The sequence below is a fragment of the Streptomyces sp. UH6 genome, from assembly GCF_013421635.1.
GTDB lineage: Bacteria > Actinomycetota > Actinomycetes > Streptomycetales > Streptomycetaceae > Streptomyces > Streptomyces abyssomicinicus.
Map to the genome: position 1 here is coordinate 1 of NZ_JACADT010000344.1, position 5542 is coordinate 5542.

Annotated in this window: 8 protein-coding genes; 7 read left to right on the forward strand and 1 reads right to left on the reverse strand. The window is 71.4% G+C overall.

Going from position 1 to position 5542, the window contains the following annotated elements; translation table 11 throughout:
- Nucleotides 1-512 (forward strand): hypothetical protein (locus tag HW445_RS17140; protein ID WP_218957082.1); only part of this gene is annotated, 512 nt, incomplete at its 5' end.
- Nucleotides 513-647: 135 nt separating this feature from the next.
- The gene (locus HW445_RS17145; protein WP_180221883.1) at nt 648-1148 is read left to right on the forward strand and encodes an N-acetyltransferase; all 501 of its coding nucleotides are present in this window, start codon (nt 648-650) and stop codon (nt 1146-1148) included.
- A gap of 34 nt (nt 1149-1182) precedes the next feature.
- Here the strand turns inward: HW445_RS17145 and HW445_RS17150 are convergent, their stop codons facing one another.
- A complete protein-coding gene (locus tag HW445_RS17150; protein WP_180221884.1) occupies nt 1183-1803 on the reverse strand; it encodes a TetR/AcrR family transcriptional regulator in 621 nt (206 codons plus the stop codon).
- A gap of 116 nt (nt 1804-1919) precedes the next feature.
- Between HW445_RS17150 and HW445_RS17155 the strand changes: the two genes are divergently transcribed.
- From HW445_RS17155 to HW445_RS17175, 5 genes are all read left to right on the forward strand, one after another.
- Nucleotides 1920-2753, forward strand: coding sequence for an alpha/beta fold hydrolase (locus HW445_RS17155; RefSeq protein ID WP_180221885.1), 834 nt, complete (start codon nt 1920-1922; stop codon nt 2751-2753).
- A gap of 103 nt (nt 2754-2856) precedes the next feature.
- Nucleotides 2857-3390 carry a hypothetical protein gene (locus HW445_RS17160; protein ID WP_257231130.1) on the forward strand — a complete coding sequence of 178 codons (534 nt, stop codon included), beginning with the start codon at nt 2857-2859 and terminating at the stop codon, nt 3388-3390.
- Between the two features lie 275 nt (nt 3391-3665).
- The gene (locus HW445_RS17165) at nt 3666-4433 is read left to right on the forward strand and encodes an SDR family NAD(P)-dependent oxidoreductase (protein ID WP_180221886.1); all 768 of its coding nucleotides are present in this window, start codon (nt 3666-3668) and stop codon (nt 4431-4433) included.
- A 26-nt stretch (nt 4434-4459) separates the two neighbouring features.
- Nucleotides 4460-4831 carry a MerR family transcriptional regulator gene (locus tag HW445_RS17170; protein WP_218957083.1) on the forward strand — a complete coding sequence of 124 codons (372 nt, stop codon included), beginning with the start codon at nt 4460-4462 and terminating at the stop codon, nt 4829-4831.
- Nucleotides 4832-5064: 233 nt separating this feature from the next.
- Nucleotides 5065-5542 (forward strand): RNA polymerase sigma factor (locus tag HW445_RS17175; protein WP_180221887.1); only part of this gene is annotated, 478 nt, incomplete at its 3' end.

Genomic DNA, 5542 nt, shown 5'->3' on the forward strand with positions numbered 1-5542 from the left:
GCGCGTTCGACGGGACCGTACCGGCGCCGCCCGCCACCGCCGTGCCCGGCCCGCAACCGGCCAACTCCCCACCGCAGCAGGGTGCACAGGAGGTGCGGCCCTACGAACAGGTGCCGATCGGCCACGGCCTGCGGATGGCGCTGCTGCCGGAGGGGCGGCAGAACTACGTGGTCGGCCAGGGCGACCTGACCCGGCCCATCGAGCTCGCCCGGGCCCACGCGGGCGGCGACAGCCTGGCCGTCGACGGCATCAGCGCCGGCACGAACACGGTGGCGCGGGGAGTGGTGTGCACGGGCGCCTTCCGCACCCGCACCGCACCCGCCCGACTGGTGATACAGGTCGGCAACGGCACGCCGCACGAGGCCCGGATGCTCGTTCTGCGTGGCGACCCGGGCTGGGGCACCTACCACGCGTTCCTCGACGGCGTGCCTCAGGACGCCACGCTCACCGTCACGGCGCTCGCGCCGGACGGCCACGTCCTGGCCCGGCTGCGCACGGAAACACCACGCTGAGACCGTGAGCTGCCACGAGGTGCGCGGCATCCCGCGGGTTCGCCCTGGTCGTCATCTCCCGGTGCCGCAGGTCAGGCCGACAGACGATCGCGAGGGATCGGCAGGGCCCCATCCGCCTCGTGTGATGCTGATGCCATGACTGATCACCGTGACGTTGCCATCGTCCGCTGGCCAGGCCAGACCCCTTCGGTCGGAGACGGCCTGGCCGCTTTGCTGGCCGCCTACCATCTCCGGACGGAGGCCGAGAAGGGCGAACCGGTAGCCGATGTGGACCACCTGCCGGACCGCTACCGGGCAGAGGTCACCGACCCTCGGACCGCATTGGCCGGCGATGTCGTTCTGGTGGCCCTCCAGGAGGATGCCGCTGTGGGGTGCCTGGTGGTGACCTCTGCGGACAACGGGCAGTCGGAGATCAAGAGGCTCTGGACCGACCCGGAGTCCCGTGGCCAAGGCATTGCGTCGGCCTTGCTCGGTGCCGCGCTCCGTCACGCTGCGGAAAGCGGCGTGCGCACCGTCCGGCTCTCGGTGTGGGAATGGCGGACCGGTGCCATCGCTCTGTACGAGCGGCTCGGCTTCACCGTCACCCAGTCCCGGGACGGGCGGAAGCAACTGGTGTGCATGCAGCGCACGCTGTGAGCGGTGCGGCCCAGCCTGCTGAGGCCACCCCGGTTCAGTCCGACTCGCCCACGGCGCGGTCCAGCAGCGCCGCCGCCAGGGTGCGGGCGTGCGCCAGCCGCCTGCCGTCACCCTCCAGGCCGGCCCGCGCCATCGCACCCTCCAGAAGGAAGGACAGGTGCTCCGCCAGCGCGCCGGCCTCTCCGGGGCGCCCGGGCAGCAGCTGCCCGAGGTGGCCGCCGATCAATTCCTCCACCGTCTCCTTGTGGCGGCGTACGACATCCCGCCCGGCGTCCCCGGCGGGCAGCTCGGCCGCCACGTTGAGCAGGCCGCAACCACGGAAACCCGTCTCACGGGCGGCCTCCGCGGAATCGGCGTACGTGTCGAAGACGGCCAGGACCGCCTCGCGGGGGCCCGCCGTCCGCTCCAGCCGAGTGCGGTACATCGCGAACCACTCCTCATGCCGGGCGTCGAGACAGGCCCTGACCAGCTCAGCCTTGGAGGAGAAGTTGTTGTACAGACTCGTCTTGGCCACGCCGGCCTCGGCGATGACCGTGTCGATCCCGGTGGCTGTGACACCGTCGGCGTAGAAGCGGCGTGCGGCCGTCACCAGCAGACGTTCCCGGGCCGGCCGCCGCCTGCCGCCCGCCGCCGCTCCCGCCTTGACCTCGCTCATCCCGCGCCTCCCGATGACGACGGACAGACAGTTCGACTGTGGTGCCGTCCATGCCAACTGTACAGACCTGTACAGTTTGGCTGAGGGGCACATCTCCACAGTCGGGAGTCGACCGCATGCACCTCCTGCCCAGTGACCTGATCGTCGATGGAGTCCGTATCTCCTACCGCGACCGCGGGGAGGGCGAGCCGGTGGTGTTCATCCACGGCACACCCTCGTACTCGTACGAGTGGCGGAACGTCGTGCCGCACGTCGAGGCCGCCGGCCACCGCGCCATCACCTACGACCTGCCGGGCTACGGGCGGTCCGAGCGTCCCGTGGACCGCGACACCTCGGTCGCCGCTCAGACGGACCTGCTGGGGGGTCTGCTCGATGTCCTGGGCATCGAGCAGGCGACCGTCGTCGCCCACGACATCGGCGGCGCCATCGGTCTGCGGTTCGCCATCGCCCGCCCCGAGCGGGTACGGCGGCTGATGCTCATCGACACCGTCAGCTACGACTCCTGGCCCTCCGCGACCTGGCGGAAGATCATCGACGAGCGGCTGGAGGAGCACATGCAGCTGCCGCAGGACGCGTTCGACGCCCTGCTCACCCGGCAACTGGAGATGACGGTGGGCGACGGTGCAGCCACGATGACCGGTGACGTCCTCAAGGCGTACCTGGCACCCCATCGGTCGGCGCTGGGCCGGGTCTCCTTCTTCGAGCATCAGGTACGGCACTACGACTCCCGGTACACCGAAGAGATCACCGGCCAGCTCGCGTCCCTGACCATGCCCGTCCGAATCCTCTGGGGCGAACGCGACCAGTGGCAGCCCCTGGCCTACGCACAGCGACTTGCCGAGGACATTCCCGGTGCCCGCCTCACCGTCGTCCCCGGCGCCGGACACTTCGTCATGGAGGACGCACCCGAGCGCGTCACGGAAGAGGTCCTCGACTTCCTCGCCGACTAGGAACGGTTGCATCAGGGCGTGTACTCGGACGCGATCGACGGGCCGGGTGAGGAGCGCGAGCCGGATAGGGTGCCCCCGAAGTCCAGGCATGAGGGGGATCTCGTTGGAGCGACGGAAGCTGATCGGGATCGGCGCAGGGCTGGCGGTCCTCCCCGCGTGGTGGGCCCTGCGCCAGTCGGCCTTGGCCCTGCGTCAGGAGGCGAGCGGGGCCAAGGCCGACTGGCGCACCGACACCACACCGCTGGAGCGGGCGTTCCCGCTGCTGGGCCCGCTCACCGACGCCAAGTGGGTGAGCAGTCGGGACGGCGACGACCGGGGGATACCGTCGCCGGAACTGGTGATCTCGGGCTTCGCCCGGCTGGCACCGGGGCGACTTGCCGCGCTGACGGCGGCCCACGCCTTCGTCTCCGAGGGGCCTGCCGATGACTTCACCTCGTGGTTCGAGAAGCCTCTCAAGGGCGAGGGGCCGGAGAACCCCCGGTGGATCCGGTCGAACGAGCTCGACCGCGATGGCGCCGGCTACGCCACCGAACTGTGGTTCGACCGTCGCAGCGACACCGTCCGCTTCTGGGCACTCAACCCGTACGGCCAGGGCCTGTCCGACGTGGTGATCACTGGGCTCGATCGCGCCGCGTAGGTGGAGCCCCGGCGGGGTGGCGATCGGGGGTCTTGCGTGTGATATGGGCGACCGCCGTGTGAGCCCCTCCTCCTGCGGTTGGCGGCACGGCGCCCTGTTCCCGATACCGGCGGCCCGGCAGATGCACACCGGCGGGACCGGTTCCCACCGGGAACAGCCCTGGTGAGGCAGCGTCGGTTCGCGGGGGTCGCCCACCGGCAGATCAGCTCATGGTGTTGGCCGCCGTCAGGCAGCAGACAACTGCTTGACCCTGCCGCTGGCGGCAGGGTTGAACGATGACCGGCATGAACAGCACACCACCACGGAACAGCAGGGTCGTCGCCATCACCGGGGCCGGCACCGGGATCGGCCGGGCCACCGCCCGCGCCTTCGCCGCGGAGGGCGCCCACGTGATCGCGATCGGACGGCGCACCGAACCGCTCGAGGAGACCGCCGCCGGGCACCACCGGATCACACCCCTGGCGGCCGACATCACCTCCGAGGACGGGCCCGAGCGCATCGTCCAAGCCGTACGGGAGACACATGGCCGACTGGACGTCCTGGTCAACAACGCCGGCATCGTGCGCAGCGGCGCCCTCGGCACGCTGAGCCCGGACACCATCGCGTCTCAGCTCGCCACCAACCTCGTCGCTCCCCTCCTGCTGGCCCAAGCCGCGCTACCTCTCCTGGAGACGGCGCGCGGGGTGATGGTCAACGTCAGTACGTCGGTGGGGCAGCGGGCCTGGCCAGGCAACTCGGTCTACGCCGCGACCAAGACAGCCCTGGAATCGCTGACCCGCAGCTGGGCGGTCGAGTTGGCGCCCCGCGGGATCCGGGTCGTGACGGTCGCCCCGGGCGCGATCGACACCCCCATCGGCGAACATCAGGGCCTGACACCGGAACGCATGGCCGCAGTACGGGAATGGCAGACGGCACGCACCCCGCTGGGCCGGGTCGGCCGACCCGAGGAGGTGGCCTGGGCGATCACCCAACTTGCCGCACCGGCGGCATCGTTCGTCACCGGAGTCGTACTCCCGGTCGACGGCGGAGCGGTCGTGGCGTGATAGGAGTGGCCCGGGAGGTGGGGCGGTTGCAGATCGGCGAGCTGGCCAAGGCGACCGGGACGACCGCGCGTGCGCTACGGCACTACGAGCAGGCGGGATTGATCTCCTCCGAGCGGGCCCCCAACGGCTATCGCGTCTACGAGGAGGGGGCGTCGGTGCGGGTGCGCAACATCCGCTACCTGCTGGCCGCCGGACTCACCCTGGACGACGTGCGCGTGTTCCTGCCCTGCCTGGACGGTGATGTGGCTGCCGCACCGCCGTCCGACAAGGGTCTGCGGGTTGCTCTGGAACGGCTGGCAGTCCTGAACGAACGGATCGCCGCGCAGACCGAGGCCCGTGACCGGCTGGAAGCGGCACTTCGGCAGAGAACCGGCGGTCTGACGCTCCCAGCGGCCTGACCGGCGATCTCGGCGCGGAGGTCGAGGAACTCCCGGAGCACGACGAGACGGACAAGGCCCCGTCGGACACGGCTCCTGCCCGGCTGCCGGGCGTGGCCGATACGGATGTCCGCGCTCGGCAGGCCCTGGCCGGGCCGCCGAGAGGGGCTGAGGGAACCGCTTCGGCGCGATGGGCGAAGAGCAGGTGAAAGCCCAAGTGTTCGAGCATCGTCCCTTGGACGAGAGGAGCCCCGATGACCGTCGGACCAGGCGTCGACATCGGCACCGCGCGTGCCGATGCCGAGAGCGACGCCTCAGTGATCGCGCGGTCCCGGGACGAACCCGAGGCGTTCGCCGCGCTCTTCGACCGGCACGCCGACGCCGTGCACCGCTACGCGGCCCGCCGCCTCGGCGGCGAGGCCGCCGACGACCTCGTGGCGGAGACCTTCACCACCGCGTTCCAGCAGCGGCATCGCTACGACCCGGCCCGCGGCGCGGGCGCCGACGCCCGGCCCTGGCTGTTCGGCATAGCGACCAACCTCGTCGGCCGGCATCGGCGGGCCGAGGCCCGCCGGTTCAAGGCCATGGCCCGGGTCCCGGCCCTCGTCGACCACGACGAGCCGCTGGCCGACCGGGCCGCGGACCGGGTGGTGGCGCGGGCCGTACGCCGAGAGCTGGCCGCGGCACTGGCCGCGCTGCCCGCCCGGCACCGGGACGTGCTGCTGCTGGTGG

Excerpts from the sequence above, each read along its gene's own strand:
- HW445_RS17165 (WP_180221886.1), top strand. The coding sequence starts at position 3,666 with ATGACCGGCATGAACAGCACACCACCACGGAACAGCAGGGTCGTCGCC.
- HW445_RS17145 (WP_180221883.1), top strand. The coding sequence starts at position 648 with ATGACTGATCACCGTGACGTTGCCATCGTCCGCTGGCCAGGCCAGACC.
- HW445_RS17155 (WP_180221885.1), top strand. The coding sequence starts at position 1,920 with ATGCACCTCCTGCCCAGTGACCTGATCGTCGATGGAGTCCGTATCTCC.
- HW445_RS17150 (WP_180221884.1), bottom strand. The coding sequence starts at position 1,803 with ATGAGCGAGGTCAAGGCGGGAGCGGCGGCGGGCGGCAGGCGGCGGCCG.